The 23,803-nt window shown below is 41.4% G+C and carries 22 protein-coding genes and 1 tRNA gene; 8 read left to right on the top strand and 15 right to left on the bottom strand.

What is annotated here, in order from left to right; genetic code table 11:
* Positions 1-59 precede the first annotated feature (59 nt).
* Both J2X69_RS13020 and J2X69_RS13015 read left to right on the top strand, forming a co-directional pair.
* Positions 60-635: an RNA polymerase sigma factor gene (locus tag J2X69_RS13020; protein ID WP_310103894.1), complete on the top strand. Its 576-nt coding sequence runs from the start codon at positions 60-62 to the stop codon at positions 633-635.
* Between the two features lie 85 nt (positions 636-720).
* Complete coding sequence (locus tag J2X69_RS13015; RefSeq protein ID WP_310103892.1) at positions 721-1,128, top strand: hypothetical protein; 408 nt, start codon at positions 721-723, stop codon at positions 1,126-1,128.
* Between the two features lie 60 nt (positions 1,129-1,188).
* On the opposite strand, the gene J2X69_RS13010 is transcribed toward J2X69_RS13015, so the two are convergent.
* Entirely contained in the window at positions 1,189-1,593 is a 405-nt protein-coding gene (locus J2X69_RS13010; protein WP_310103890.1) for a hypothetical protein, read from the bottom strand.
* Positions 1,594-2,903: 1,310 nt separating this feature from the next.
* On the opposite strand from J2X69_RS13010, the gene J2X69_RS13005 reads away from it, so the two are divergent.
* Both J2X69_RS13005 and yidC read left to right on the top strand, forming a co-directional pair.
* The gene (locus J2X69_RS13005; RefSeq protein WP_310103888.1) at positions 2,904-4,520 is read left to right on the top strand and encodes a CTP synthase; all 1,617 of its coding nucleotides are present in this window, start codon (positions 2,904-2,906) and stop codon (positions 4,518-4,520) included.
* Between the two features lie 42 nt (positions 4,521-4,562).
* Positions 4,563-6,368 carry a membrane protein insertase YidC gene (yidC, locus tag J2X69_RS13000; RefSeq protein ID WP_310103886.1) on the top strand — a complete coding sequence of 602 codons (1,806 nt, stop codon included), beginning with the start codon at positions 4,563-4,565 and terminating at the stop codon, positions 6,366-6,368.
* A gap of 68 nt (positions 6,369-6,436) precedes the next feature.
* On the opposite strand, the gene J2X69_RS12995 is transcribed toward yidC, so the two are convergent.
* Positions 6,437-6,634 (bottom strand): hypothetical protein, encoded by a 198-nt coding sequence (locus J2X69_RS12995; RefSeq protein ID WP_310103884.1) that lies wholly within the window; start codon positions 6,632-6,634, stop codon positions 6,437-6,439.
* Positions 6,631-7,092, bottom strand: coding sequence for an Lrp/AsnC family transcriptional regulator (locus tag J2X69_RS12990; RefSeq protein WP_310103882.1), 462 nt, complete (start codon positions 7,090-7,092; stop codon positions 6,631-6,633). Before J2X69_RS12990 ends, J2X69_RS12995 begins: the two co-directional genes overlap by 4 nt.
* A gap of 113 nt (positions 7,093-7,205) precedes the next feature.
* On the opposite strand from J2X69_RS12990, the gene J2X69_RS12985 reads away from it, so the two are divergent.
* Complete coding sequence (locus tag J2X69_RS12985) at positions 7,206-8,459, top strand: aminotransferase class V-fold PLP-dependent enzyme (RefSeq protein WP_310103880.1); 1,254 nt, start codon at positions 7,206-7,208, stop codon at positions 8,457-8,459.
* Between the two features lie 53 nt (positions 8,460-8,512).
* Here the strand turns inward: J2X69_RS12985 and J2X69_RS12980 are convergent.
* A tRNA-Arg gene (locus J2X69_RS12980) sits at positions 8,513-8,586 on the bottom strand.
* Between the two features lie 181 nt (positions 8,587-8,767).
* Here J2X69_RS12980 and J2X69_RS12975 point away from each other — a divergent pair.
* Entirely contained in the window at positions 8,768-9,523 is a 756-nt protein-coding gene (locus J2X69_RS12975) for a porin family protein (protein ID WP_310103877.1), read from the top strand.
* Between the two features lie 48 nt (positions 9,524-9,571).
* Here J2X69_RS12975 and J2X69_RS12970 read toward each other — a convergent pair whose 3' ends face one another.
* Positions 9,572-9,973, bottom strand: a complete 402-nt coding sequence (locus tag J2X69_RS12970; RefSeq protein WP_310103875.1) for a PA-phosphatase — start codon at positions 9,971-9,973, stop codon at positions 9,572-9,574.
* A 43-nt stretch (positions 9,974-10,016) separates the two neighbouring features.
* Between J2X69_RS12970 and J2X69_RS12965 the strand changes: the two genes are divergently transcribed.
* Positions 10,017-10,208: a hypothetical protein gene (locus tag J2X69_RS12965; RefSeq protein WP_310103873.1), complete on the top strand. Its 192-nt coding sequence runs from the start codon at positions 10,017-10,019 to the stop codon at positions 10,206-10,208.
* Here J2X69_RS12965 and rpoN read toward each other — a convergent pair.
* On the bottom strand, positions 10,192-11,646 hold the full coding sequence (gene rpoN, locus J2X69_RS12960) for an RNA polymerase factor sigma-54 (protein ID WP_310103871.1): 1,455 nt from the start codon (positions 11,644-11,646) through the stop codon (positions 10,192-10,194). The genes J2X69_RS12965 and rpoN overlap by 17 nt on opposite strands.
* A gap of 176 nt (positions 11,647-11,822) precedes the next feature.
* Between rpoN and asnS the strand changes: the two genes are divergently transcribed.
* The gene (asnS, locus tag J2X69_RS12955; protein WP_310103869.1) at positions 11,823-13,274 is read left to right on the top strand and encodes an asparagine--tRNA ligase; all 1,452 of its coding nucleotides are present in this window, start codon (positions 11,823-11,825) and stop codon (positions 13,272-13,274) included.
* Positions 13,275-13,309: 35 nt separating this feature from the next.
* Here the strand turns inward: asnS and J2X69_RS12950 are convergent, their stop codons facing one another.
* The 9 genes from J2X69_RS12950 to J2X69_RS12910 form a co-directional block, all read right to left on the bottom strand.
* A complete protein-coding gene (locus J2X69_RS12950; protein ID WP_310103867.1) occupies positions 13,310-14,497 on the bottom strand; it encodes an MFS transporter in 1,188 nt (395 codons plus the stop codon).
* Between the two features lie 62 nt (positions 14,498-14,559).
* The gene (locus J2X69_RS12945) at positions 14,560-16,029 is read right to left on the bottom strand and encodes an NAD(P)H-hydrate dehydratase (protein WP_310103865.1); all 1,470 of its coding nucleotides are present in this window, start codon (positions 16,027-16,029) and stop codon (positions 14,560-14,562) included.
* A 2-nt stretch (positions 16,030-16,031) separates the two neighbouring features.
* The gene (locus J2X69_RS12940) at positions 16,032-17,345 is read right to left on the bottom strand and encodes an MFS transporter (protein WP_310103863.1); all 1,314 of its coding nucleotides are present in this window, start codon (positions 17,343-17,345) and stop codon (positions 16,032-16,034) included.
* Between the two features lie 58 nt (positions 17,346-17,403).
* On the bottom strand, positions 17,404-17,865 hold the full coding sequence (locus J2X69_RS12935; RefSeq protein ID WP_310103861.1) for a biopolymer transporter ExbD: 462 nt from the start codon (positions 17,863-17,865) through the stop codon (positions 17,404-17,406).
* Between the two features lies 1 nt (position 17,866).
* On the bottom strand, positions 17,867-18,499 hold the full coding sequence (locus tag J2X69_RS12930; protein WP_310103859.1) for a biopolymer transporter ExbD: 633 nt from the start codon (positions 18,497-18,499) through the stop codon (positions 17,867-17,869).
* 1 nt (position 18,500) lies between these two features.
* Complete coding sequence (locus tag J2X69_RS12925) at positions 18,501-18,830, bottom strand: hypothetical protein (protein ID WP_310103857.1); 330 nt, start codon at positions 18,828-18,830, stop codon at positions 18,501-18,503.
* A 54-nt stretch (positions 18,831-18,884) separates the two neighbouring features.
* Positions 18,885-19,691 carry a MotA/TolQ/ExbB proton channel family protein gene (locus J2X69_RS12920; RefSeq protein ID WP_310103855.1) on the bottom strand — a complete coding sequence of 269 codons (807 nt, stop codon included), beginning with the start codon at positions 19,689-19,691 and terminating at the stop codon, positions 18,885-18,887.
* A 637-nt stretch (positions 19,692-20,328) separates the two neighbouring features.
* On the bottom strand, positions 20,329-21,912 hold the full coding sequence (locus J2X69_RS12915; protein WP_310103853.1) for a glycoside hydrolase: 1,584 nt from the start codon (positions 21,910-21,912) through the stop codon (positions 20,329-20,331).
* Positions 21,913-22,103: 191 nt separating this feature from the next.
* Complete coding sequence (locus tag J2X69_RS12910) at positions 22,104-23,801, bottom strand: RagB/SusD family nutrient uptake outer membrane protein (RefSeq protein ID WP_310103851.1); 1,698 nt, start codon at positions 23,799-23,801, stop codon at positions 22,104-22,106.
* Between the last annotated feature and the right edge of the window lie 2 nt (positions 23,802-23,803).

The following is a 23,803-nucleotide window of genomic DNA, read 5'->3' as shown; positions in this document are numbered from 1 at the left end:
GTTACAAACCTGAAGAAAAAACTGTAACTTTTTTTCGGGTTTATGCATCCAAGGTAAAAATGCGATTCCGGGAAGACCACCATTATATAGAGAAAACACTGCAGGGCAATATGAATGCTTATGGACAATTGATCCTAAAGCATGAAAAGTATGTATTTACGCTTGCCTTACGTATTCTGAAAAATAGAGAAGAAGCCGAAGAAGCGGCTCAAGATTCATTTATGAAAGCTTACCATGCATTAAGAACCTTTGAAGGAAATTCTAAGTTTACTACATGGCTATACAAAATAGTATACAATGAAGCGCTCGGAAGATTAAGAAAAACAAGAAACCATACCATTCAACTCGGTGAGATCGAAGACCTCCCATGCGATTCTGCCGACTACTTAGACGGTTTAAAATCCCTTCAGCTAGCTGAGAGAAAAGATCTTATCCGTCGCGGACTTGATGCTATCAAGCCAATGGAATCAGTAGCACTCACTTTGTTTTATCTTGAAGAACAAAATATAAAAGAAATTGAAGAAATTATGGGATTGACAGGTTCGCATGTCAAGATCCTTTTGCATAGGGGAAGAAAAAATCTTCTGGACTCATTGCGAAATATTACCAACAGTGAATTGATTCATCTGCTATGAAATCGAGCATGACGCAAGCGACACACTGGGATGATTATAATGCATGCGAGATTCCATGTGACCATTGGAAAATAATTATAAACACATGAAAAATTTAAGCAAGGAAGACAAATATATCCAACAGTTCATCTCAGAGCTGGGAACAGATAGGCCTTCTGCCGGCTTCCATAAATCTATATTAGAAAAACTCAATCCAAAACAAACGCTAACCGTTTACAGACCGGTGATCTCACCATTAGCTTGGAAATTAATAGGTAGTGGAATTGCCGCACTAGTTATATGTGTATTGTTATTCTTGCCGGGTGGAGAAAACTCCACACCACTGATGGATCAAGTACCGAAGATTTCTATACCTCAAGTAGCTATTTCATTTCCGAAAGTATCCCTGCCTGACATAGACCTATCTCCAATTGTCATCCAATCTTTGGTAGTCTTTATTCTATTGGCAATTCTATCTGCAATCACCACACTTAAAAACCTAAAAACATCCTAGACAGCCAAGGAATAAAAAAGGCAGCTGATTAGCTGCCTTTTTTCTGTCGGTGACATTATGTTAGCCTCTCAACCAGTTGATGAAAGTCTGATAACCTACACCTATTTCTCTAGCAAACGCTGCTTTGGTTTTCTTACCTGCAGCTTCTACTTTTTTCCACTCTTCTACAATTTTGCTTTTCTCAGCATCGCTGAATGATCTTCTTTTAGCAATTTTAGGAGCCGCACTGCTGCCGGTTACCAAAGAAATCAATTCATTCAATTCATTAAGAAATCTAGCATCATTCAATGGAAGACCAGTTTCTTCCAATTTCTTTATTACCTGTGCTTTTGGATTGACAGGAGTAACAGAAATTCCTTGCTTTGCCGCATCATGCAAATCGATCTGACTACCATCAGCAGTAACATAAATAAAACCATCTCCTTTTTTAAGGTCAGCAATAGCTTCTTTGATTAAATCTCTCATATTCTTCTTAACGTTGATAATTATTTATTATAAAACACGTGCAATATAAATAATTATTAAGCTTGAATTAATGAATAAGCATAAAAAAAACTTTTTTTAACAAATAAAAGCTCATTGACTATAGTTTTCTGACCTTGAAAGAAGCCTACCACCCCCACCTCTGGAAAACTAAACGAATGAAAATTCTGAAAACACGTATTATGCAATATTTTCATATCGTATTATTAAAATACATAATATTAATAATCGGTCTCACTAATACACACATCAATATTTGTAAAACGCAGCATTTCTTCTGAAAGATCAGTCGGAAGAAACCAAAATGAACTTCATTCTAAGATCTCGTAACACGAGTTTATTATAAAAATAGTGAGCCTTTTCATCCTGCGTGTATACTAAAAATAAACAGGCCATCGTTGCTGACTCTTAGGTTACACTTGCTCCAACATAACACTTCACCTATTGAATTAAGCGATAAATAAGATGAAACCGAGCATGTCGAAAACGACACACAGAGGGATGATTATTCGCCTGGCGAGATTCCATCTGACCTCTTAAAACAAAATATAAACAGATGGAAAATTACAGCAGACTTTCAAAACCTGTAAGTACTTTTTCATGATTTATATAAGGGAGATTTATTTCATGCATCACCAGACCAACTCTCCAACGCAACAATTATTGATATATAGTGTTAACTTTTATCTTGGGGAAAATTATCCCCAGATCATGACATACGGATTGCTTGCGAGCAAACCCCTACGTATCAAACAGGGATAAAAAACCTAAACTCAATATAGCCCAGGCATCTTCAACTCCTGCTCAATCTACTTTAACAAACTCCAAAGCAACCCGATCACAAAAAACTCTTTATCATACAGTTGCCTCTTAGTAGTTCATGGTTTTGCTAATATATTAGACTAACTCCTACGTACATTTAATGTGTTTATAATTGTTTTTTAGCGTCACTACCTGTCCCGAGACGAAAGAAACGGGATAGCCTGTCCCCAACTTGATTCGGGATGAAATCAGTGAAATGTTTGATATGTCGCACGACTCTAAATAAGGCAATAGACAGGAAGCCGGATCAAAACCATGACCACATGGTAACCCATACTTCGCAGAACCAAAAGCCTCAATCACAAATTGATGTTTTGTGGCAGATATTGTCGCACATCGAAAAATGGCTACAGTAGAAGAAATTTGAGAAAAGTGATCTATTTCATATTCAAAAAGCCATTAATCGGGAATTTTTCCATAATTTTGAGCCCCATAAGAATCCAAACAAATTTCCATCCTCCCCCATTCTTATGGCTTCAAGCACCAAATACATCTTTATTACCGGAGGAGTCACTTCCTCTCTCGGCAAAGGCATTATCGCAGCTTCATTAGGCAAGTTGCTCCAAGCCAGAGGCTTCAAAGTGACCATCCAAAAATTTGATCCTTATCTGAATATCGATCCGGGCACTCTTAATCCTTATGAACATGGCGAATGCTATGTAACTGACGACGGAGCAGAGACCGATTTGGATTTGGGACATTATGAGCGTTTTTTGAACATCCCTACTTCTCAGGATAACAACATCACCACCGGCAGGATCTATAATAATGTGATCACCAGAGAGCGCAAAGGCGAATTTCTAGGCAAAACTGTTCAGGTCATCCCTCACATTACAGACGAAATCAAAGCGAATTTTTACAAACTGGGTGAAGACGGAAAGTATGATGTCGTGATTACTGAAATCGGCGGATGTGTAGGCGATATAGAATCGCTACCGTTTATTGAGGCAGTTCGTCAAGCGAAATGGGACCTGGGAGCAAACAACTTTTTAGTGATCCACCTTACGTTGATTCCTTACCTACGTGCTGCCAAAGAACTGAAAACCAAACCTACCCAGCACTCTGTAAAGCAATTGCTAGAAGCGGGAATCCAGCCTGACATTCTTGTATGCCGTACAGAATATCATTTACCTCCTGACGTGAAAAAGAAGCTTGCGCTTTTCTGCAACGTACAACTGAACAGTGTGATTGAAGCTATGGATGCTGATTCTATCTATGACGTGCCTTTATTGATGAAAAAGGAGAAATTGGATGAGCGGGTCATGACTAAGCTGAAGCTAACCTCCAAAGAAAATACTGATTTAGAGAACTGGAAAGATTTTCTCGGAAAGCTGAAAAACCCAACCCAAGAGGTGACTATAGGGCTAATAGGTAAATACGTCTCCCTGCCTGACTCCTATAAATCTATCATAGAATCTTTCACTCATGCAGGCGCTTCTATTGAGTGTGATGTGAACCTTAGATTAATTTCATCAGAAGAAATCAATCCCGACAATATTGTTCAGAAATTGGCTGATTTGGACGGTATTGTAGTTGCTCCCGGATTTGGAGAGAGAGGCTTTGAAGGGAAAATAGACACGGTGAAATACGCACGGGAAAACAATATCCCCTTCTTGGGAATATGCCTGGGTATGCAGGTAGCAGTGATCGAATACGCCAGAAATGTACTCAATCTAAAAGATGCCAACAGCACGGAAATGGATCCCAATACAGCGAATCCGGTCATTGGATTGATGGAGGAACAAAAAAACATTGATCAAATGGGCGGAACAATGCGATTGGGGTCGTATGCTTGTGATCTTAAAAAGGGAAGTAAGGCATATCAGGCATATGGAAAATCCAAAATACAGGAGAGACATCGCCACCGATACGAATTCAACAACGAATACCTGAAAGTAATGGAAGATAATGGCATGATTGCTTCCGGTAAAAATCCTGAAACAGGCTTGGTAGAGATCATAGAAATCAAAAACCATCCTTGGTTCGTCGGTGTTCAGTTCCACCCCGAATACAAAAGTACAGTACTCACCCCACAACCTCTTTTTGTGAAATTCATACAAGCGGCAGTGGACACAAAAATTAAATAAAACTTCCCCGAAGATTCTTTATCGGGTTTACGATTATTCTTTATGGACAGAAATCAAGCAACTGGTTTGATTCTTTTTGCGGCGGTCATCCTAGTTTACTCACTTTTCTTTGCGAGTACACCGGAGATCCCTGAAGTGGAAACAGCAACTACCACTCAAACAGAATCGATTCAATCAAATGGAATAAGCCAACAGGCAATCACAGATACTATTTCTGAGAACGACAGCACCCTGGATATAGCCAGACTCGCAAAATATGGCGCATTGGCAAGCATCACAGTTGGAGAAGAAGAGACTCTTACCCTAGAAAACGACCTGATTCAGGTAGAAATTTCCTCCAAAGGAGCCGAAATCAGGAAGGTCATTCTCAAAGAATACAAGAGCTGGAAAAAAGAACCGTTGGAACTCTTCAATGAGAAGAGCTCCAAAATGGACTTCATCCTTGAAAGCAAAAATGGCCCTCTGGATCTAAAGGACATCTACTTTACTTCATCTATAGAAAGCGGGCAAAATGAAGCTGGTGAAAAAACGCAAACACTCATCCTAAAGGCAGGAACAGAAGGCGGTCAGATCATCCAGTCTTTCACATTAGCCGATGGAAGCTATCAAGTTCAGAGCTCATTTGAAATAGACCGATTCCAAAACGTGCTTACAGGAAAAACACTTGCATTCAACTGGGAAGATGATGTAATCGCTCAGGAGATGGATCTTTCCGAGTCCAGAAGACAAGCAAGGCTTAACTACTATACAGTTTCCGGGTCATTTGACAACCTGGGATCCGGTAATGATCTAGAACAAGAAACTATTGGAGAACCCGTAAAATGGGTAGGCTTCAGTCAGCGGTTTTTCACGGCGGCAATTATTGCGGACACCGACTTCCAAAATGTATCGATCACCCAAAGCACTCCGGCAGATAGCTCTGTAGTGCGCTCGATGGCTACCAGCCTATCCATTCCACTTCAGGATGGCAAAGCAGGGTTTAATTACTATTTCGGTCCTGACAAATACAAAACACTGAAGAAGGTCACAGACGGATTTGAGGATAACGTGGATATGGGTTATTTCTTTGTCAGCTGGGTCAACAAATACATCATTGTTAATCTCTTCGCCTTTCTTGAGAAGTTTTTTACCAACTACGGTGTCATCATTATCATCATCGTATTCCTGATCAAACTCGCTCTTTTTCCTTTGACTTACAAGTCATACATAGGAATGGCGAAAATGAGAGTAATCAAACCTGAAATAGATGAACTGAAAGAGAAATACGGAGACGATGCGACCAAGATGCAGCAGGAGCAGATGAAGCTTTTCTCAAAATTGGGCGTAAGCCCAATCTCGGGATGTCTTCCTATGGTACTTCAGATGCCGTTCTTATTTGCGATGTTCTTTTTCTTCCCGAATGCAATCGAACTCCGCCAAGAATCTTTCTTATGGGCAACTGACCTTTCCACCTACGACACCTTTTTCAATCTCCCGTTTACGATTCCTTTCTATGGATCACACGTCAGTATGTTTACTTTACTGATGACTGTGTCGCAAATTGTTTATACGCACTTCAATAACCAACTGACTACGGCTACAGGTCCAATGAAGAATTTGGGCTATATCATGCCTGTCATGTTCATGTTTATCCTGAACTCCTATCCGGCAGGCTTGAGCTTTTACTATTTCGTATCGAATATGGTGACATTTGGCCAGCAAGCGCTGATCAAACTATTTGTGGACGATGATAAAATCCGTGCAAAAGTGGAAGAAAGCAAAGCGAAGAACGTAAATAAAAAGAAGTCAAAATTCCAGCAGAAACTGGAAGATGCTATGAAAGCGGCTGACAATACCCGCAAAAAATAAGCTTATAAGAGTCCTGCATCTGCAGGGCTCTTTTTTTTACCCATGCACTATCCAAATGGCACTTCTACTCACGGGCAATACCCAACTGATCCGTTATAGGAATAGCCCGTGTAGTCGTCTTTAAAAAGCGACCAAATCTTGCCTTCTTCATCACTATAGGCAATTGCCTGGGTACGCTTGCTGAATTCAATATTCCCGCTGCTCACAATGATGATGTCATCAGTGAGCACTACAAAACAAGGCCCCTTGATATCTTTAATGTTCAAATATCAATACCATACTTAACCTTCACCTTGTCCATCACTACATGGGTATAAAAATGTTTTAAATTGGGATTGTCCATAAGCTGTGCTTTCGAAAACTCCTCGAAATGCTGCATATCCTTTAGATTCACGATTAGGACAAAGTCATATGTTCCCGTCACATAATAGCACTGCGCCACTTCAGCGCATTGTTGCATAGCAGTTTTGAATTTATCAATAGATTTTGAGGTTCCTTCGATAAGGACCACATCCACTACACAGGTGATTCCTACCCCTGCAGCTTTTGGAGAGATAATGGATATATCTGCCTCGATTATTTTTTCACTTCTCAACTTTGCGATCCTACGCTGAACTGCACTTTGGCTTAGGCTTAACTCTTCACCCATTTCCTCTGCAGTCAATTTATTGTTTCGCTGCAGCAGTCTCAATATTCTTTTATCATACTCATCAGGAAAATGCATAATATCTTCATTTTTGATCTAAAATAGTGTAAAAACACCGAAATCATGGGTTAAATCGAATTATTTAATCATTCAATCGCCTATAAATTTGCGTTATAACTAAACAAAAAATTATGGGGTCAAACCAAAATATCACACTGCCTTCCGGAAGCATATTTTCAGAAAGAGAGGTTCAAAAGTTCAGAAATGAAAACAAAGGATGCAGTAATGTAATACATCTCAACAATGCTGGGGCAGGGCTAATGCCAGATATCGTCACAGAGGCACAATTGGATCATATCCGACTAGAAGCACAAATAGGGGGATATGAAGCTTCAGCACTTCGTGCGGACTTGATTGATGAGTTTTATCAACAGGCAGCAGGTCTGCTAAACTGTCACTCCAATAACATTGCATTTACTTCCAGTGCCACTGATTCCTACACCAGAGCATTATCTTCCATCCCTTTTCAGCAGGGAGATATCATTCTTACCGACAAGGACGACTTTGTATCCAACCAGATACAATTTCTTTCCCTTCAAAAAAGATTGGGGGTTAAAATTATTCATATCAACAATGCTCCAATTGGAGGTGTAGATCTCCAAGACTTGGAAGAAAAGCTGAAAAAACATCAGCCAAAACTTTTAGCTATAACCCATATCCCAACAAATTCAGGGTTAATCCAGCCAGTGGGTGAAATTGCTTCGATTTTCAGCGGCTATTCCAAAACTGTTACTGATAAGACCTGGTACATATTGGATGCATGTCAATCAGCTGGCCAAATGAAGCTCGATGTAAAGTTTCTTAAGTGCGATTTTTTAAGCCTGACGTGCAGAAAGTTTCTGAGAGGACCTCGGGGCACTGGCATGCTCTATGTTTCTGACAAAGCTCTTGATGCCCGTTTAGAACCAATGTTTATTGATATGCGCGGTGCTACATGGATTGAGAAAGATCTATATGAGCAACAACCCCATGCCAGACGGTATGAAGACTGGGAGTTTGCCTACTCCACCGTGATAGGGACAAAATTTGCCATAGAATATTGCCGTAATATTGGGGAAGACCGAATAGAACGGCAAGTCAAACTTCTTTCCACTATTCTAAGGGGAAAATTGCAGGAACTTGATACGGACCGGATCCGGGTTTTGGATAGAGGTCCGGAACTGGGTGGACTTGTCACATTTACAGTCAGAGACTCCAATCCCCTAACTCTGGTAAATGAGCTTCTGAAAAGAAAAATCAACGTAGTGCCAAGTTACCGGCAATTCGGCGTTTTCGATTTTGATGAAAAAGGGGTTACATGGGCTATTAGAGCATCTCCTCATTATTATAATACCTTGGATGAACTTGATATTTTCACTGAGAGTCTCAAAGAAATATTGAGGTAGTAAGGATCGCTAAAAATGAAGAAAAAAAAGCCCAGCTGAAAAGCTGGGCTTTGTGACCTCGTCAGGATTCAAACCTGAAACCTCCTGAGCCGTAATCAGGTGCTCTATTCAGTTGAGCTACGAAGCCGAATTGGAATGCAAAGGTATCCAAAATTCGATTTTATCCAAACACTCCTCTATAAGAAATTTACAATTTTCTAAACTTGCCTACGTTTCTCCTTAAGAATAATTAAGATCAATAAAGGGGTAAATCCTGTAGGATTTCCTATTTTTGCCCGCATTGAATGCATATTAAGTAAACCAATTTGATGAAAAAAATATACACCTTCCTATTAGCATTTGCTTTGATTCAAGGAGCCTTTGCTCAGGACAGCCTGCAAATCGCAAAAAAGTCAAAAACTCCTGTCGGAGGAAGACCTAATATCCCAAGTGATTTGAAGTTTGAATTTGGTTTTAACCAACTTAACAACAAATCCGAAGACTTGAGTATGCGCTTTTTTGCCTCACGCACATTCAATGTCTACTACCAATATCCTGTTTCCATATTCGGGGATGCATCCGGATTCACGATGGATATAGGTATAGGTGTAGGGACGGATAAATACGCATTTAAGGACGACAAAACACTCTACAACAATCCCGCGGTCGGCCCAGAATCAAGTATGTTGAGAGACATTACAGATGTCTTGGGAGATAATATCTCTATTAAAAAGAATGTAGTTGCTGCCAATTACTTTGATATTCCATTGGATTTCACCTATCACTTCAATAAAAGAAACTATTCCAAAGGCTTCAATATTAGTGTGGGAGGTAAAGTTGGTTACTTATATGAATCACACACTAAGATAAAATACGAGGACGCCAATGACAGTAAACGAAAAATAAAAGATTCTCAGAATTATGGTTTTGAGAAATTCAGATATGGCTTGTCCCTGAAAGCCGGTTCTCCGGGATTTTATGCATGGAGTTACTTTGGCTTGAATCAGGTCTTCCAAAAAGGCATGGGGCCAAACAGCACCGAAGCTACACAAATCAATTTCGGTATAGCAGTTAACGTCTTCTAAGGAATATTCTTAACGGAATTTCAAAACCGGGCTGAGGCTCGGTTTTTTTTATGCCCAAATCCAGCTAAATCCCACAAAGCAAAGGGTAAAACCAAAAAGCAGACCTGCGTAAATCTCTATAGGTCTGTGGGATTCCAAATGCAATCTGACGCTGCCTACCAATCCTGTCAACATTATCACTGCCAGTAGAGGATAAAGTGGCTGAAATGTCGAGAATTTGAGACCAAGAACCACTACTGCCGCTATCAACCCACCCATTCCGGTCATATGTGCTGACATTTTCCAAAAAAAAGTAACCAATGTGAGTATTACAATCGACAGTGTAATTATCCCAAGTACCTGCCAAAGTATGGGATCAAACTGTCGCTGCTGATACAAAAGATACACAGTGAGAATATAGTAAATACTCGTCACTGTGAAAGGAATAGCGCGGTCCTTCAGTTCGGCCATATGAACGCTTTTAAGCGTCCCGCTTAACCTCAATCCGAAAATCGTGACCATCGGTATAACCAAGGTGGACAAAGCGATCAGGGAAAACAGCCGGTTTTTGAACGAGTCCGGAATACTGGTTGCCTCTGGCACTACAAATAAAGCCAAGCCAAAGACTAAACTGGGAATAACCAAAGGCTGTAAGACAACTGAAACTATCAAAGAAAAAACTCTCCGCACTACAGTTCTTTTCTAAGTCTGGCAACAGGAATTTGTAACTGCTCGCGATATTTTGCCACAGTCCTTCGAGCGATGTTATACCCTTTGGCATTAAGCATCTTGACAAGTTTATCGTCGGAGAGTGGCTTCTTTTTATCTTCAGCATCCACCATTCCCTGGAGGATATACTTCACTTCCCGATTACTCACATCCTCACCGCTATCAGTGGCAATGCCCTCAGAGAAGAAATATTTCAACGGATATACTCCAAACTCTGTCTGAATCGCCTTGCTATTGGCAACTCTGGATACAGTGGAAATATCCATATCGATCCGCTCTGCAATATCTTTCAAGATCATCGGACGGAGATTCGTCTCATCCCCATCTATAAAAAACTCCTTCTGGTACTGTAGAATGGCTTCCATCGTTCTCAGAAGTGTATTCTGCCTCTGCTTGATCGCATCAATAAACCATTTGGCAGCATCCAGCTTCTGCTTGACGAAAGAGACTGTTTCCTTTAGCTTTTTGTCTTTTTTATCACTCTTGTCATATGCATCAAACATCTCTGAGTAAGATCTGGAGATCCTCAGTTCCGGTGCATTTTTAGAATTCAGGCTGATCTCAAATTTCCCTGCAGTATTTGTGAGTGTAAAATCCGGAATGATATACTGAGTCCTAACCAGACCATCAGCCACCCCTCCCGGTTTCGGATTGAGTTTGGTAATCAAATTGACAGCGTCCTTGGTTTCTTCATCCGTAAGGTCACAGCGTTTTTGAATCTTGGAATAGTGCTTTTTGGTAAATTCGTCGAAGCAGTCCTGCATAATCTTCAGTGCGTTCTGCACTGTGGGATCATCCGGATGCTCTTTGCGCTCCAGTTGTATGGTAAGGCACTCCTGAAGATTTCTTGAAGCTATTCCCGCCGGATCAAAACTTTGGATCTTTCTCAGAATCTCTTCCAGTTCGTCTATATCTGTCTCTATGTTTTGGCTGAAAGCCAGATCATTGATGATCGCTTCCAGATCTCTGCGGATGTAACCATCGTTCTCAATACTTCCTATGAGTTGTTCCCCAATGATCTTTTTTCTATCATCAAGTCTAATGAAACTCAACTGGGAGACCAACTGGTCATGTAGTGACGTCTGACTGGAGATAGGTATTTCCCTGTCTTCCTCATCTGCATTGTAGTTGCCGTCCCCCTGCATTTTGTATCCTCCATACTCATCATCCAAGTAATCGTCGATGTTTACATCACGATCATCCTGCGTAGACTCCTCTTCGTAATTATCGTCAAAGTCGTCATCCGCACTTTCTTTTTCTTCCGTTTTGCCTTCTTCCAGCGCAGGATTAATCTCGAGTTCTTCTTCGATTCGAGTGTCTAATTCGGCCGTCGGTACCTGCAGCAATTTGATGAATTGTATTTGCTGAGGTGAAAGTTTCTGGGAAAGTGATTGGCTAAGATTTAACTTTTGCATTCGGGATTTGGTAAAACCTGCTGTTTGGGTTCAAAAAAGGCCTTTTCTTATGAAAAAGCCTTATGCCAAAGTTAGGAAAAAGGAGCAATTTTTTGATAAAAAGCTTATTTAATCGTTTTTTTGCATTCCTTTAAATTATAAGCGGCCTTTAAAATACCGCATTAACAAATCACCAAATGGCATTTAACAAACGAGTCAAAATCAAGACCATCCTGGATACTAATCCGATTGGGACAGAAGTGACGCTCATGGGCTGGGTACGTACAAAGAGAGGAAACAAAAACGTTTCATTCATTGCGCTGAATGACGGCTCCATTATTACCAATTACCAAGTGGTGGCGGACCCAAATCTGATTTCGGAAGAAATCCTAAAAAAATGCACCACGGGTGCATGCCTGAAAGTGACCGGTAATGTGGTAGAATCCCAAGGTGCAGGGCAGAGCTCTGAGTTAAATGCTACCGCTATAGAAGTATTGGGCGAAGCAGATCCTGAAAAATATCCATTGCAGCCGAAAAAACATTCCATGGAATTCCTTCGGGAAAACGCCCATCTTAGAATGCGGACCAATACATTCAGCGCAGTTTTCAGAGTAAGGCATGCCTTGGCTTTTGCTGTTCATAAATACTTCAACGAAAAAGGCTTTTTCTATATACACACGCCTATCATCACCGCCTCAGATGCAGAAGGAGCCGGAGAGACATTCAAAGTAACGACACTTGATTTGAATAATCCTCCGAAAACAAGCGAAGGAGCGATTGATTACAAGCAGGATTTCTTCGAGAGAGAAACTAATCTCACGGTATCCGGTCAATTGGAAGGAGAACTGGCGGCTATGGCACTTGCTGATATCTATACTTTTGGACCGACTTTCCGTGCGGAGAATTCAAATACGACCCGTCATTTGGCTGAGTTCTGGATGATCGAACCGGAGATGGCATTCTACGACGCGGAAGACAATGCTGACTTGGCAGAAGATTTCTTGAAATATGTGATCCGATATGCGCTTGACAATTGCTCGGAAGATTTGGTTTTCTTAGACTCAAGGCTTCAGGATGAAGAAAAATCAAAACCTGCAGATCAACGCAGTGAAATGACCTTGATGGACAAGTTGAGATTTGTGGTTGATAATGATTTTGTGAGAATCACTTATACTGAGGCAATTGAAATCCTGAGAAACTCCACTCCAAACAAGAAGAAGAAATTCTCTTATCTTATCGATGCATGGGGAGCTGATTTACAATCTGAGCACGAGCGCTTCTTGGTAGAAAAACACTTCAAAAAACCGGTTATCCTGACTGATTATCCAAAAGACATCAAATCTTTCTACATGCGTCAAAACGACGATGGGAAAACGGTAGCTGCGATGGATATTCTATTTCCGGGCATAGGTGAAATAGTCGGAGGTTCACAACGTGAAGAGCGTATGGATGTATTGACTAAAAGAATGGAAGAAATGAACATACCGCAGGATGAAATGTGGTGGTATTTAGACACCAGAAGATTTGGTGCCACCCCACATGCAGGCTTCGGACTTGGCTTTGAGCGAATGGTGCTCTTCGTCACCGGAATGGGAAATATCAGGGATGTAATTGCTTTCCCGAGAACCCCCGGAAACGCGGAGTTTTAATATCTAAAAGCCTGACAGAAATGTCGGGCTTTTTTTCAGCTTACCACTTTTATCCTTCTGGCCAGCGGAATGCATAGTATGCTACATGCTACTGCGATGTATCCTACCACATTGTAGTTGGTCAATTCCCCCGCAGCATTTTCTCCGATTATTATCCCCGCAAGTAAGGATGCCGCGCCGGTTGCCAATTGCTGCACCGCTGAGTTGAAGCTTAGAAAACTTCCTCTATTTTCCGGCTTTGCCGTACCGGTGACTATGGCTGCAGCAGGTACATATCTACCATTCGAAGTCATAAAAAACATGGTCGAAACCATTAATACAAACGGAATGGGAGTTACTCCAAGATGAGTGATAATTGCAATTGGAATCAGATTGAGAAGCATGAAAATCGTGAAAATCTTCTGCTTTCCATGCTTGTCAGAAAGCTTCCCAACCCAAGGTGAAGTAAAAATCGTAAAAGCTCCACCCGCCATATAGATATAAGTAAGTTGAAGCTCTGAAAAGCCCACATTCGCTACAGTGTAAGGGCTCAAAAAGGGAATTATCATAAACTGTCCAAACATCATCATCACGGACAGTGTAATGGCTCTCATTTGATTGGAATCTCCGGTCACCCTACGGATCACCAACAGAGGACTTGGCCTTTTTATGTCATTTTTGAGATGCGCTGTGATATTCGGAATGAACTTGATAATCATCCCCAGGCTCAAGACAGATAAACCCGTAAGGATGAAAAATGGCGTATGCCAATCCGACAAACTCGCCAGAAATAACCCCAGCGGAACACCCAGAACTGACGCAACAGAAAATGCTGCCATCACCAATCCCATTGCTCTTCCCCTTCGGGAATCCGGAATTACGTCTCCAATAATAGCCAAGATCAAGGCAGAAGTCAATCCACCGAAAACACCTGAAATCACTCTGGCAGACAAAAGAACTAGGTAACCGGGAGATAATGCACATCCGAAAGTAGAGACCGCAAAGCCTATATACACCCAGACCAATATTTTCTTACGATCAAACCTATCCAAAACGAAGGCACCAAAGAAACTGGAAATCCCCGCGCTGAAGGTATAGCAAGACACTAAAAGTCCAAATTCACGGGGCGATATATTAAAAATCCGCATAAGCTGAGGACCTAATGGCATCAAAATCATGAAGTCAACAATGTGGATGAAATTAATGGCCGCAAGGGTCCAAAGCAGCAACTTCTCTTTGTTCATAACAAAAATGGATATGCGAAGAACCTCAAGAGCTTTTAAAAAGTTTACCTAGGGGCAAATAATCAGGAAATATTTAATTGAATATATGTTTCGGAGATAGCCTCGATTATATCCCCAGCTATCATTGATCTTCTTTTTGACCCGGAGGCAATTTCCCCTGCCAATCCATGATGGTACACACCGCAAAGTGTCGCATTTTCAGAAGAATACCCCATTCCCAAATAAGCTGTGATCATACCCGTGAGCACATCTCCCGATCCTCCAGTTGCCATATATTTGTTTCCTGAAGAATTAACTACCTGTCTTCCATCCGGTAAACTAACAACCGTATTTGCTCCCTTTAGCACCAAAATCACCTCATGCTCAATCGCAAATCTCTTTGCCATTTCCAATCTTTCCAAATGGTTTTCAGCAGCACCGACTAACCTTGTGAATTCTCCTATATGAGGAGTAAGAATAGTTTTTTTTGGGAGCAAGGACACTAGATCCGGATTTCTTGCCAGCAGGTTTAGTCCATCAGCATCTACTACTATCGGCTTCTTGAAATCTTGTAAAAACTGTCTAAATAAACTGACGCGATTCTCTGTCCCCCAACCCGGTCCAATCCCTACAGCATCGTAAAACTCAGGATTTGGAATCAACCCCCATGAAGCCATCGCCTCAGGAACGGCAGTCTGAATAATAAACCGCTCCGAATCCTCCATATGGCAAGTCACTAATCCCGAACCGGTTCTTAAAGCACTTCTAGCACATAAAATAAGTGCCCCCATCTTTCCGGGACTGCCTCCTATAAGTAGCACCTTCCCCATATCTCCCTTATAGCTGAATCTGCTAAAAACCCTGTGTAAAGGAGCTATATCCTGAGCTTCGAGAAAGAAAAGAGATGTATCCAGCTTATCATAAGCCTGATCAAGCACTCCAATCTTCAATACCACCAATTCTCCAACAGATTCGGCATGCTCCGGAAGCAGGAGGGAAAGCTTAGGAAATTCAAAACTGATTGTAAAATCAGCTTTCACAGCCGGCTCTTTTGTGATGTCATCTGCAGGAAGGCCTGATGGCACATCCACACTTATTACTGTCCCTCGATACTCATTCAGTTTTTGGATGATTTTAACGGCATCCGGTCTAAGCGGTCCATGTAAACCAACCCCAAGAAATGCATCAATCAATACTCCTTTTTGGGAGAAATCCCAATCCTCAAATTCTATGATTCGAATTGATTCCGGCAGTCCTTTGAAATTCAAAGCTGCATCAGAACTCATTTCATCAACTGACTCAAAACACTTCAGTATAGAAACTGAAAAGGAATGCCCATACAATAGCCTGGCAATAGCCAGACCATCACCCCCATTATTTCCTTTGCCTACTGCGATTTGAATAACTGAATCAGTAGAAAATCCCTGATTCAGAAACCACTTGACAAAAGCTAGTGCTGCTGCTTCCATTAATTCGTGGCTACTTTGGCCTGCCAACTTCACATGTTGGGAATCCAGTTCTTTGATTTGAGCTCCAGATAGAATTTTTTGCATAATTACACGCTTTCAGTATCTAAGTCCTTTTTGGGGATTGTCACTAAAAGTAGGAAACCTAAGCCAACAAGAAAAAATATACCCAAGGAAAGCGCGGAGTTCCTCATACTTCCGGTAAGCTGCTCAATAAAACCATAAGAAAATGTCCCGAGAACAATTGCCAACTTTTCTGTCACATCATAGAAGCTAAAATAGGAAGCATGATCTGTCGTGTTTTTAGGAATCAATTTGGAGAACGTAGATCTGGACAACGACTGTATCCCTCCCATAACCAAGCCGACGACAAATGCAAGCACGAAAAACTCATAAACCGTGTACACATAATATGCTCCGCCGCATATTCCCACCCACACAAGAACCATTATCACCAAACTCAGCTTATTGCCATATTTCTTTGATATAAAAGCAAAGAAATAACTCCCAGCTATCGCTACAATCTGGATAATCAAAATAGTCATGATCAACTGATCTCCCGGCAACCCAAGCTCTTTGTCTCCAAAGGTGGCAGCCAAATACATAACCGTCTGAACTCCCATGGAATAAAAGAAAAAGGATGCCAAAAAGCGATTCATCACCTTAATCTGTTTCACTTCATTCCATACTTTCAGAATCTCACGATAGCCCTGTAGTAAAAATTCTTTTCTGATATTTTTCCCAAAAGGATTCTTGGGAAGAACCCTGAAAGGAATCTGGGAAAAACCAGCCCACCAAAGGCCAGTGACCAAAAAAGAAAATCGTGCAGCCATTCCATCATCGGAGAGCAGGAACCAAGACGGGTACTGAATCATCAGCAAGTTGACCACCAACAGAATCACACTTCCGATGTAACCGAGCGCATAGCCTTTTGCACTGAGCATATCATACTTGTCAGGAGTAGTGATCTCAGGCAGGTAGGCGTTATAGAAAACTATACTCCCGGCATATCCTACACTCGCCAGAATACTAAAACAAATGCCCCATTCCAGATTACTGCCGTCAAAGAAGAATAATGCAATACAGGAAAGAGATCCCATGTAGGCAAAGAACTTCATAAACTGAAGCTTCTTCCCACTGGCATCCGCAATCCCGGAGAGAATCGGTGATATCAACGCAATTATTAAGAAAGAAAAAGAAATCGAATAGGAATATAAAACGGTATTGACGATCTCAAAGCCGAAAAAATCAACCTTGTCATCGGGGCTAAGCCCCTTTGTGACACTGTTGAAATAAACAGGAAAAATAGTAGAGGTAATAACTAAGCTATAAACTGAATTTGCCCAATCATACATCGCCCAGGCATTCTGGACCTTTTTGGCATTTCTAAGGAATGGCAGCATACTATAAAAAAAGCTACCCCGAGTTACGGGGTAGCTTTACTATATCTGTTAGATAGATTTAATTCTGTACTTTTCCTACGGATGCATAAAGTACTCTTCTTGCATCAGCTTCTCTCAACTCCGTCTGAACATCAGAGATAGGACCCATTTTCACATCCTTATCAACCTTCATGGAAATAGTAATTCCACCCCGGTCTGCTTCAGGAAGCAAATCACGCTCTTGGTTTACCCACTGCACAATCTCAGAAGTATTCATCAGGGCATCATTTGCCTGAACTCTAGGTTCAGTACCATGAAGTGCCGTATTCTTAGGCTTTCCAATGAAAATATAAGAAATAAGTGACTTCTTCTGAAGCTTTTGAAGCTGAGTAGCCTGAGGGATCTTCTGCTCAACCAATATCTCCTGATCTCTCAACACAGTCGTAACCATGAAGAAGAAGAGTAGCATAAAGATAATATCCGGTAACGCCGAGGTTGGGATATTTTCCGAAACCTTGTTTTTCTTTCCAAACTTTCCCATATCAACTACCTATTTTATCTGGTTCTGCAATAGAGATAGCCATAGGCATTCCCTCTTTACCTTTGTCAATAAGACTTTGCTCGGCATCACTCTTTCCTGTAAGACTTCTATACTCATCGGTTGAAAGATTCACCCGAGCTGCATAGATATCGAAATAGGCCTTTTTCGCTAAATCAAATATCTCAAGATATTTCTCATAGCTGGTGCCACGGTTTGTCTTAATCGAAACCACAGCTTCACTAGGATCATCTGATGACTCCGGATCTCTTGCAGACAAAGCCTTCAGTGAGGCAGGAAGAGAATTGTAAAGAGCTGCCCCTTCTTCTTTGGGAGCACCAAAATTCAGAAGGAATGCTTTTATTTCTTCATCCAGCCCATCTGAATTATCTCTAAACTCTCCTTCAACCAGCAACTGATCATTTGCATTAAGGAGGATAGTAAAGATATTCCTTTGATTCTTATCAATCTCCGGAGGAGGATTGTTTGGATCTAGCTTCGGAGGGAGAACATTCAAAATCCCCTTATCCGATGCGATCGTGGTGGTGACGAGAAAGAAGATCAGTAGCAGGAAAGCAATATCTGCCATAGATCCTGCATTGACCTCCGTACTCACTCTATTTTTCTTTCTAGCCATATTACTTTATCGCTTTAGTAACTTCTGTCAATACGATACTTGCTAGAGCAACGATTGCCAGAATGTATGTGGTGATGAGCATTCCGCCTACCAACTGGGATCCTGCCGGAGTCAAGTTGAAAGGAGAAGCTTCAAATTTAGGAAGAACTTCATTGCCGGAAATAGAGTAGGCAATAAAGAACAATACAACTATACCAACAATTCCCACGGCAGTTTTGAGCAAGCTTTTTGGATTATCCAAAGACTTGATCAATGGCATTAATATAGCCACTACAGCACCAACTGCGATTAGGATGTAACTTCCGTATAATAAGATGTCATAAGTATCCATAATGTAGTTTTCTTTGAGGTTAACGTTTATAAAAGGTCTAACAAACTTGACGGCTTACTTGCCTGTCAATTTGTGCTTAACCAAGATGTCAACCAATGTGATGGAAGCATCTTCCATGTCATTAACCAAAGAATCAATTTTAGCTACACAATAGTTATAGAACAATTGAAGGATAATCGCAACGATCAAACCTGCAACTGTGGTCAAAAGGGCGATTTTGATACCACCTGCTACTAGAGAAGGAGAGATATCACCTGCTGCTTCGATAGAATCAAATGCACCGATCATACCGATTACAGTACCCATGAAACCCAACATCGGAGCCAATGAGATGAATAGAGAGATCCATACAAGACCTTTTTCCAATCTACCCATTTCTACTGAACCATAAGAAATAATAGACTTCTCCACCATTTCGATTCCTTCTGAGTACCTCATCAATCCTTGAGTAAAGATAGAAGCTACCGGGCCTTTGGTGTTTTTAGTAACATCCTTAGCCGCTTCCACTCCACCTGATTCAAGAGCATCCTCAACTTTGATCAACAATTTCTTTGTGTTGGTCGTAGAAAGATTCAGGGTGATAATTCTTTCTAAAGCTACCGCAAGACCCAAGATCAAACAGATCAATACTGGAGTCATGTAAAGAGGATCACCTTCGATGAATTTCTCCTTCACAACTTGATGGAAGCTTTGCTCCTCTGCGACGATTTCATCATCTACAACTGTGGGAGATGCGGCAGGCTGAACTACTGCCGGTGTTGTTTCTTCTTGTGCTGCAGTGTCTTCTGCCTCTTGTGCGTTAGCAAAAACAGGTGCAAATAGAATGCCTGCAAGCATGAACAAAGTGATTAACTTTCTCATAATGTGGATTTTAAATAGACTTTTGATAAAGGTTAAATGGTTTCTACTCTAGAATCGAGTTTTAAAGTTATCATTTTTTAAATTCAAAAAACAATCGACTCTTTTAGAATTTTGCGAAAAATCAGGCTTATATCTCAGGATTAAGCAAGCTTTTACACGAGCGGACGTATTTCCTTTTACATTAAAAAAGACACGTAACTCCAAAATTCGATGGTAAGGTTCTCATTTTTTCGCAGAAAGAAAAATAATAATATCTCTATCAGCATAGCTTTTTTGTTATTGATCAGAATGAGCTGATTTATTGGTTTTTACGTTTTGAAAGAATATAAGCTTATTCCACATTCTGTCTATAATTAAAGTGCTGAAATTGTAAATTTTAAAGAAAAAATTGAATTCAGGAATTTACATGAATTAACAAAGTTTAATTTTTTACGAGTTTTAATTTTATGTTTTGAGGTCTATTTCAATAAAGAAATTTGTAAAAACAATACGGATGTAGTCTCTTCCCTTAAAAAAATGACATCCAATGATACTGGCTATGACACCGAAATTGGTAAAATTCAATCATAAACTATTACCCATAAAAAAAAGCCAAGGAAGCTTTATCCTTGGCTTTAGAATTCAATTACAGTTCAGGTTATTTCTCAGTCACTACCGTTACAATTGACCTAGCCGGGATAGTGACATCACTCGCTGTCATGTCCACTTCTACCGACTTAAGGTTGTGCTCTTTTGATGTAAAATACAAGCCGGCAATAGAAGAAGGAGTCTCATCTACTGAAAGATCGACTATGAGCTCCTTGATTCCGGAATTTACGAGCACCAGCACCACTTCTTTCTTGTCTTCAGATTGATAAGCGGAAACCAGTAATTCGGGAGACTGTTGCTTTTGATTATTAATTTCCACTGCGATACGCTGATAGCCCGGGCGCACAAACCTGCTGTAATTACCCAAAGCCCAAAGCATTTTGCTTTCGTAGAAATCCCCATCTTCTTTTTCCTTATCGATGTAGACCAGGCCATCTTTGTAGTTATAAGGCGAAATAGCTAGCCACCAGTGCCAAGCACTGGCATTGGACACGGTAAGGTCATTGTGAATCACTCTAGCCATATATAAGGCAGGATCAATCCCGAGGTCTCTCCCACTGCCGTTGATCTCTCCTCCATTATCACCCAGAATACAATATTCGCTCATCCAATAACGCAAGCCATCTACTGTTTTAAGCACCGAATTAAGACTTTCACGCTGCTGTACAGCAGACTCATATGGAGAAGTAGTGAAATAACTATGTGCGGAAATCGTACGACTCAAATGCTTTAAATCCCCAATGAAATCCGGGGATTCCGGGCTGAAAAAATCCGAAATCTGCTTACCTCTCCCCTCCTTATCCGCTTGCTCATAGAGATAATTTATCTTCCCTGCCTCAGCGACATCTATCTTCGTCGCCAAGTTGTTTTTGGCCAACGCCTGATCTACCGCTTTGGCAATCCCCGCTATTTCATTGTTCCGGAAGGGAGTTCCTTCCTGACCTCCGTCCGACCAATCCCACTGAGGTTCGTTGACTGGACTTACATAGTCCACCGGAAGCCCTTTTTCGCCAAGTCCCTTGATCACCTGAGCAAGATACTCGCCAAAGGCCCCATACTCGGATTCCGCTAGATTTGACTTTCCATCATTTGCATATGCCTTTCCGGTCTTGGTCATAGACACAGGAGGGCTATTTGGGAAAACCAGTAATTTCCCCACTCCAAATTCCTGCGCAGCTTTGGCAAACCAGACCTGCCCTGCCTGCTTACTCCAATCATAAGACCCGTCCGGAGTCAAGAAAGACTCAGCTCTCCTCCACTCATCGCGAATACCGCTAGCTTCACCTTGCTCAGCACTGCCCGCACCAACGTTGAACCTCCACAGTGACAACCCTATTCCCTTTGGATTACCATTTGCATCAGACTCATTGCTAAAGAGCAGCTCGGCAATAGCATTTTTCTTTTGATCTGGCCAAAGTCCTACAAACTGGCCTGACCAAGCATCTGAAGCACCGAAATGCTCAATCACTTGATAAGTCCGGTTGCGTATTACATTTATCTTTACTGTATCCCCGGAAGCTGTAGACGTTTGTTTTTCTTGACCTGAGCTCTGACAGGCATAGAGAAGTGTACTAGTTAAAAAAAGAAAAGCCTTAAAAAAGAATCTTCCTTCTATCATTTTTCTACTTATCATAGTTATAAGGATTAAAAAAAAGAGACTGTCTCATAATTAGGTTCTCTTGTCAGGTTGAGCAGCCAGTCTGCCGAAGGCATGGAAGTCGAAGCCTTTTATGTGCTAATTAAGCCCATTTCGACTTCGCGCCAAGGCGAGGCAAGCTGCTCAATGTGACAATCATGAGTTATGAGACAGTCTCTTTAGAAATTCTAATACCCTGGATTTTGCTCCAGCTGGTTATTTGAGGCTAATATTTCGGATCTTGGGATCGGCAGCCAGTAATTCTGTGGCTGGAACATTTTACCGTTCAAAGAAACCTTTCTACTGTAAGTTAGGCTACCGTCACTTCCTTTCACAATTTCAATCCCATATGCAGGAGTATTCTCTACCTCATCGGCAGTCATCCATCTGCGTACATCATAGTAGCGATGCTCCTCAAAAGCCAGTTCGATTCTACGCTCATGATGAATTCTTTCTCTCATCTCATCCTGACCAAGTCCGGCCGGCAAAGGTGGCATTTCTACGCCTGCTCTATTTCTAATGGAGTTTATGGCATCATATACACTTGCATCCGGGCCTACCGCTTCATTCTGAGCCTCTGCATAATTCAACAAGATCTCCGCGTAGCGGAAATATATCCAGTTTTGAGTTCCTGCCACTTCCCATGGATTTTGTATAGGCAGATCTTCATCGATGAATTTCCTTAAATAATACCCAGTCTTGCTGGTATTCCAGTTGGAATTCCCACCCTGACTATCTTCTCCATTGGGTAGAAAAGTCTCTACATTTCTACCTCTATATGGAGCACCGTTGAAAAGAATACTTTCATAAAATCTAGGATCTCTATTTGCATACGGAGCACTTGCCTGCTCTTCATTATCCCAGCTGAACGGCGTCCCGTCCATCATTTCGTAATCATCAATCAGGTTCTGAAGCGGCACATTTCCTCCCCAGCCATCATATCCATTAGGACCGTTTGCAATCTCCAGGGCTGTATGCCGTGCATTGATATTATAATATCTGGCAAAAATAATTTCCGAGTTACTCTGTGGTGTCAAAAACAATTCCCCATAACCACTTTGATAAAGGCTGTATTGTCCCAAATCCATCACTGCCTGTGCAGCTTGAGCGGCTTCCTGCCATTTCTGCATGTCACTGCCTCCATCATTATAAAGGGGACTTGCTGCGTATAGCAATAAGCGCGACTTCAATGCCATTGCAGCGCCTTTTGTAGCCCTGCCTTCTAGCCAGCTACCACTGTTTGTCTGAGGCAAAACTGCCGCAGATTCATTCAATTGCTGAATGACATAAGCAATGGCTTCCTCTTTTGGGATCCTTACGTAATAAGACGGATCATTGAAGTCATCTCCCAATTGGGCTACATTATCTCCCATAAAGACTACATCTCCGTAATTTTTGATTAGGTCAAAGTAGCGGAAGGCTCTGATAAACTTCAGCTCAGCAATCAGCAGATCCTTACCGGACTGGCTCATTTCAAGCTCGCCTATGTTTGCCAAAGCATAATTACACTCTCTGATACTTCTATAAGATCTCCCCCAGAACGTACCCGCTATTCCTGTATTCTGTGGAGAAAGCTGGCCTTGCTGGATAAACCAGGTATTGTCATCATTGTTATAAATAGACTCATCTGTGAGCGAGCTCCACATGGCGTACTCAAAACCACGCCCAAAGCCGGGCAGGTTTCCGTCCCCCTCTTTATCTGTCAATCTTACCCCTAAGTATCTATTGATCACATAAGCCTCAAACAGTATAGAATCTGAAAGAATGGACGCATCAGACACCCGGTCTGTGGGCACCACATCCAGAAAATCTTCTCGACAGCCAACCAGCAAAAATCCGATCAGCGCAAGCCCCATCAAGGGTTTGAAAATAGTTTTATTAGTCATTT

The sequence above is a fragment of the Algoriphagus sp. 4150 genome (assembly GCF_031457395.1).
Lineage (GTDB): Bacteria > Bacteroidota > Bacteroidia > Cytophagales > Cyclobacteriaceae > Algoriphagus.
Note: the sequence above shows the minus strand (reverse complement) of the source record. Positions and strands in the feature narration are given on the sequence as shown.

Bases quoted from the DNA above. Each gene is read 5' to 3' on its own strand.
- J2X69_RS12985 (WP_310103880.1), top strand. From the start codon at position 7,206: ATGGGGTCAAACCAAAATATCACACTGCCTTCCGGAAGCATATTTTCA.
- asnS (WP_310103869.1), top strand. From the start codon at position 11,823: ATGGCATTTAACAAACGAGTCAAAATCAAGACCATCCTGGATACTAAT.
- J2X69_RS12930 (WP_310103859.1), bottom strand. From the start codon at position 18,499: ATGGCTAGAAAGAAAAATAGAGTGAGTACGGAGGTCAATGCAGGATCT.
- J2X69_RS12990 (WP_310103882.1), bottom strand. From the start codon at position 7,092: ATGCATTTTCCTGATGAGTATGATAAAAGAATATTGAGACTGCTGCAG.
- J2X69_RS13020 (WP_310103894.1), top strand. From the start codon at position 60: ATGCGATTCCGGGAAGACCACCATTATATAGAGAAAACACTGCAGGGC.
- J2X69_RS12975 (WP_310103877.1), top strand. From the start codon at position 8,768: ATGAAAAAAATATACACCTTCCTATTAGCATTTGCTTTGATTCAAGGA.
- J2X69_RS12935 (WP_310103861.1), bottom strand. From the start codon at position 17,865: ATGGGAAAGTTTGGAAAGAAAAACAAGGTTTCGGAAAATATCCCAACC.
- J2X69_RS13010 (WP_310103890.1), bottom strand. From the start codon at position 1,593: ATGAGAGATTTAATCAAAGAAGCTATTGCTGACCTTAAAAAAGGAGAT.
- J2X69_RS12920 (WP_310103855.1), bottom strand. From the start codon at position 19,691: ATGAGAAAGTTAATCACTTTGTTCATGCTTGCAGGCATTCTATTTGCA.
- J2X69_RS13005 (WP_310103888.1), top strand. From the start codon at position 2,904: ATGGCTTCAAGCACCAAATACATCTTTATTACCGGAGGAGTCACTTCC.
- J2X69_RS12940 (WP_310103863.1), bottom strand. From the start codon at position 17,345: ATGCTGCCATTCCTTAGAAATGCCAAAAAGGTCCAGAATGCCTGGGCG.
- J2X69_RS12970 (WP_310103875.1), bottom strand. From the start codon at position 9,973: ATGGCCGAACTGAAGGACCGCGCTATTCCTTTCACAGTGACGAGTATT.
- J2X69_RS12945 (WP_310103865.1), bottom strand. From the start codon at position 16,029: ATGCAAAAAATTCTATCTGGAGCTCAAATCAAAGAACTGGATTCCCAA.
- J2X69_RS13015 (WP_310103892.1), top strand. From the start codon at position 721: ATGAAAAATTTAAGCAAGGAAGACAAATATATCCAACAGTTCATCTCA.
- J2X69_RS12915 (WP_310103853.1), bottom strand. From the start codon at position 21,912: ATGATAAGTAGAAAAATGATAGAAGGAAGATTCTTTTTTAAGGCTTTT.
- rpoN (WP_310103871.1), bottom strand. From the start codon at position 11,646: ATGCAAAAGTTAAATCTTAGCCAATCACTTTCCCAGAAACTTTCACCT.
- yidC (WP_310103886.1), top strand. From the start codon at position 4,563: ATGGACAGAAATCAAGCAACTGGTTTGATTCTTTTTGCGGCGGTCATC.
- J2X69_RS12950 (WP_310103867.1), bottom strand. From the start codon at position 14,497: ATGAACAAAGAGAAGTTGCTGCTTTGGACCCTTGCGGCCATTAATTTC.
- J2X69_RS12910 (WP_310103851.1), bottom strand. From the start codon at position 23,801: ATGACTAATAAAACTATTTTCAAACCCTTGATGGGGCTTGCGCTGATC.
- J2X69_RS12925 (WP_310103857.1), bottom strand. From the start codon at position 18,830: ATGGATACTTATGACATCTTATTATACGGAAGTTACATCCTAATCGCA.